We start from the raw sequence: 4,508 nt of genomic DNA on the forward strand, positions 1-4,508 counted from the left end.
TCGCCCGTCAGCACTTCGCCTGTCGGGAAGTCCAGCGTGATGGTGATGGCTCCTTCCGCCTTGTTGGTCACGTCGGTTACCGATACCACCAGATTGCCGTTGTCGTCCGGCCCAAACATCACGCTGGCCGGACGGTCCGCGGAAACCTGCGCCTCCGGGCAAGCCCCGGCTGCAAAGAAGTTGGCCGCAGTGATGTCCAGAGTAGTCTCCCGCACAGCATGGATGCTCTCTGTGTTGGCGAGGATCTCCACATCGGGGGATGCGCTGTAAGCTGCTGTCTCCGCCTCGCTCATACCAGGGAGTATGACGTATTGATAGCTGGCATGGTCTGGGTTGACACCATGCTCCAAGTACATGGTAATAAAGCTATTGGTAACTTCAGCGTCATAGGCAAATTTCTCATAGGAGTTCTGATCCATCCAGTTTCCGGTCCGGGTTTCCCGCAGTCCGGTAACATCTGCGCCGCCGGGGAAGTAATAGCCCACATCAGAACCCTCTACATTGCCCTGCATGTGGATGTAGCTCACATCCTCGTGCTTGCCGGCAAAGGTATCCTCACGCGGAGGCGTGGGAGGCTGTTCAGTGACCGTTACCGCCTCCATCTTGCCGGCCGCATCGTTGCCGCTTTTGCTCCAGCCGTCGGGCAGAGAGCCGTCCGGGCAGAGGTCAAAGTTCTCCTGGAACAGGATGGTATCACCATTTTTCACCACAATGTTATCATAGTAGGCGGTACCAGTACCGTTGTTGGGCGTATAGAAGCCCAGACCGTCGATGGTGGCATCATCCATCAGAAGCGGAGCATTGACGATCTGCACGTCCTCTTTGGTCGCGTGGTTATAGGCGGAGTCTACCAGTTTGCCGTCCAGGTAGTAACTGGCCGTCTGGTCGTCCAGGTTGACCTCCAGACGCACATGGCACCAGCTGCCAGCGGTGAGGTTGTGGTTGTTGGGCATGGCATCCTGCGCACTTCCGCTTCTGTTGAGGCGGTAGGCCAGCTTACCACTGCGGGAGATGAGGTGCACCACATTGGTCCCGCTAGAGGTGGGAGACAGAGCCAGAAAATCTGCTCCGTCCGGCAGCATGACATCATACTCTACCACCACAGTTCCGGTGGTCTGCTCGGGGAAGGACCCCGCGCCGGCCACCGAGGCGCCTACGGTGCCGGAAGTAGTCTCAAGAACGTGGTGCTCGATGGGGTCCGGGGTCTCACTTTCTTCCCCCAGCACCTGCTCTACACCGTCCACACTGACCCGGTTGGAGAGATCCAGGTTGGCTTTGTAGTTCTCTACAATGGTCTCAATCGGATAGTTGCCCGCGGAGGTGATGTCAGAGCCAAGCAGCACCACCTCGTCGTTGAACATGAAGTAGGACTTTCTGGCGTGGGCACCATTGTCCAGTTCAAAGGCCGTGGCACCGTATTGTCCCATAAAGTCGGTACCGCCGGTGATGTCATAGGCGTTGGCGGTGCTCTTGCGGTAGCCTACTCCCTTGTCCGCGTTCCACTGTTCCACGGTGGTGCCGGGCAGACGGCTCGGGTCCACGGTGGCCCAGAAGTTGTCGGAGTACTTGGTCTTGTCCTGGTTATAGAGGTAGAGCATACCGTCGGCGGTGTGCCACATGCGCTTGGCCTCGCTGTTGCCGTACTCATAGGTGCGTACTTCAAAGCCGTACATGGACAAACCGACTGCCCAGGCCTCAGGTGAGAAACGGGTAACCCGGGCCATACTGGGGAACTTGAAATAGCCCGAGAGGGGTCCGCGAGACTCGATGGAGTCGTCGGCGAGAATCTCTTTGCCCTTCTGGATATGAGACAGTCCTACCCGGTACTCCAGGAAGAAGCCAGTATCATCCCGGAAGATCTGGTGTTCATCGTCCTCCTCCAGGAAGTACTTGACCATGGACAAGGCCCGTTCCTTCTGCTCCCCTTCCATGGCGTCGGTGAGCATCATAATGGCACGGATAACCTGGCGCCCAGCGATGTGATCCTGGCCACCGGGGCGGGAATTTTCACGACCGCGCACCATATCCATCATCACACCGTTGATAAGGAACGGTTCATAGGAATCAAAGACAGCGTTGAGGAAGTTCTGCTCGGTACCGTCGTCGTACTCAATGGCATACTCGGTACCCGCCAGCACCGCCATCAGCGGCGCCATGGTAACGATAAAGCCCTTGCCGTAGCCGCCGGTATATGCAAAATAGGTGTGCTGGATAAAGGAACCATCTGAGCGGAAGCCCTCACCAGATGTAACATACTCGAACGTACTCTTGACACCGGGCGCCACCAGTTTGAGCTGCTCGGCATTCTTCATAAGGATGGCGTTCTCGGCCACAATAGAACAGATCCAAACCCGGTTGGCGCTGGCATTGCTGGGCTTTGGGGTGTAATGGTGGACAGAGCCGGTAAAGTTGTCGATCTGCTCCTGGCTTAAATCATCATACATCAACACCAGCAGATCCAGGTAACGCAGAGGAGTGCCGATCTGCCAGTCGTACCAGTTGCCGAATGGCGTCTGAGCTGTGGAGCCGAAGGACGTTTCGCTGTACCGGTCCTCATTGTACATGAAGTCCAGAGCGGTGAGGATCAACTCCTTGATGGACGCATCCTGATAGTAACTGGTACCGGGAGTCTTATAGGCCAGCGCCAGACTCTTGAGGCGGTCGTAGGTCATCGTGATCTGGCTGGAGCCGGTGTTTCCGGTGTTGCTGAGCATGGGGTAATCCGTAAAGACCCGCATAGCATCCACGAAGCCGGCATACTGGTCGCCGTCCTTGGGGGCTACAAACTTGGGAAGAATTTCGGCAGCATTGTCGTCCAACGTCTTGAGATAAATCTGGATATCCGGATCGTTCTGGTCGAAGTCATCGCTGCCGGCGATCTGGTAGTACCACTTCTCCCGCAGCACATCGAACTCATCTTGCCCCACATAGACGGTAGCCTGTGCTTTGAGCCCCTGCGGATTGGTCACCTGTCCCTCAAGGACAAGAGTACCCTCAAAGGTATAGACACCCTTGACAGACCCGTCATAGCTACCCTCCGTCACCGTCCAGGTGGAAATGGGGATCTCACGCTCCACGTCGCCAGTCAGGGTGGCGGTGACAGTCTCGGGCAGGGGCAGCTGATCCTCGGGAGTATTCAGCTCCACACACACATCTCCGATGGTATCCAGAGAGAGGATCTCACGCTCCGTGGTATCCTCCCCTACGGTGACCGAAATAGTGGGTGTGAGGGCATCTGGATTGGCATAGTCCGGCGTCAGGACCAGGTTACCCGTGAGATGATAGGACCCGGAGTTGGAGGAATTATAATCCCCCTTGTCCCACTCCACTGGCAGCTGTACCTGGCTCCCCCCCTCCAAAGTGGCCATGACTGTCTCAGGGAGAGGCAGCTCTTCAAACGGGGTTCCATAGCTCACCTGGATGGGTTCCAAGGGAGAGAGGGCGGTAATCGCCTCTCCCAGGTTGGTTGTAACCAGAATATCGTCGGCGTACAAGGTTCCCATATATCCTTTGGGAGCAGCCAAACGCAGACCGCCCACATTTTCCTGGGCATTTCGGAAGGTGAAAACTTCCGTATCCTCCTCCTTCAGCTTTACCCCGTCGAGGTAGACCGAATAGGTGTTGGCCTGGGCATCCACGTCAATGATCAGATCGTACCACACATCCAGCTCCAGGGGTGCCAACGCCCGATCGGAGGAGGGAGCGGCACCCCAGCGGTGCCCCAGCGAGCCTTTGATATTCATCAGACTCACTGCCGGGTTGGAGGTGGTGTCCTGGGCAAAGAGGTGAATACCCGCCGAGTTAGGCAATCCGTCCGGGTTGAGCGCAGGATCGGAGGGATAGCAGAACCGCAGGGAAACCCGCGCTGTACCAGTGACAGGCGCAGAGAACGGAAGGGTAGCGTGAGTCTCAAAGCCGCTCTGGGTGGCCGAAACGGCCACTATTTGGTTATCCTCATTCTCCGGGTCTGTGATCACTTTAACCCAGTTTTTATCCGGATTGCCGCCACTGGTAGAGACAATATTCCATCCCTCCGGCGCGCTGTCCAGGGTCTGATCCTCAAAGTCATATTGAGCCACCACGTCATTGTTGTCCACGGTTTGGACTGCGGTGGCCACTCCCGGCAGCGAGGCAACTACAGACGCACACAATAGGAAAGCGGTCAGGCGGTGCACCCACTTACACTTACGCATCCACAATCATCCCTTCAAAATTTTTCATAATGCTCCATCGCAGAGTCTTAAATACACAAACTACGGTATCCTTTTGTACATATTTGTTTCCCGTCCGGAGTATCAGGCCCTCAGACTCACAAACCGGGTCACGATAATCGCAACCTGTGCACGTGTAGCCTCGCCCTGGGGATTCAGAGTTCCGTCACCCATGCCGGAAATGAGGCCATTCTCTACTGCCCACTCCATGGCGTCCTGCGCCCAGGCGGACACGGAGGAGGCATCGGCAAAGCCGGTCAGGCTGCCCTCCGTGGCGGGGGAGCCGGCGTAGCGGTA

At 56.8% G+C, this 4,508-nt stretch carries 2 protein-coding genes; both read right to left on the bottom strand.

The window, feature by feature from the left end:
- On the bottom strand, positions 1-4,193 hold a 4,193-nt coding region (locus WMO45_RS13545; RefSeq protein WP_349141418.1), incomplete at its 3' end, for a polysaccharide lyase family 8 super-sandwich domain-containing protein.
- 102 nt (positions 4,194-4,295) lie between these two features.
- Positions 4,296-4,508 (bottom strand): S-layer homology domain-containing protein (locus WMO45_RS13550; RefSeq protein WP_349141419.1); only part of this gene is annotated, 213 nt, incomplete at its 5' end.

It is taken from the genome of Flavonifractor hominis (genome assembly GCF_040095835.1).
Taxonomy (GTDB): domain Bacteria; phylum Bacillota; class Clostridia; order Oscillospirales; family Oscillospiraceae; genus Flavonifractor; species Flavonifractor hominis.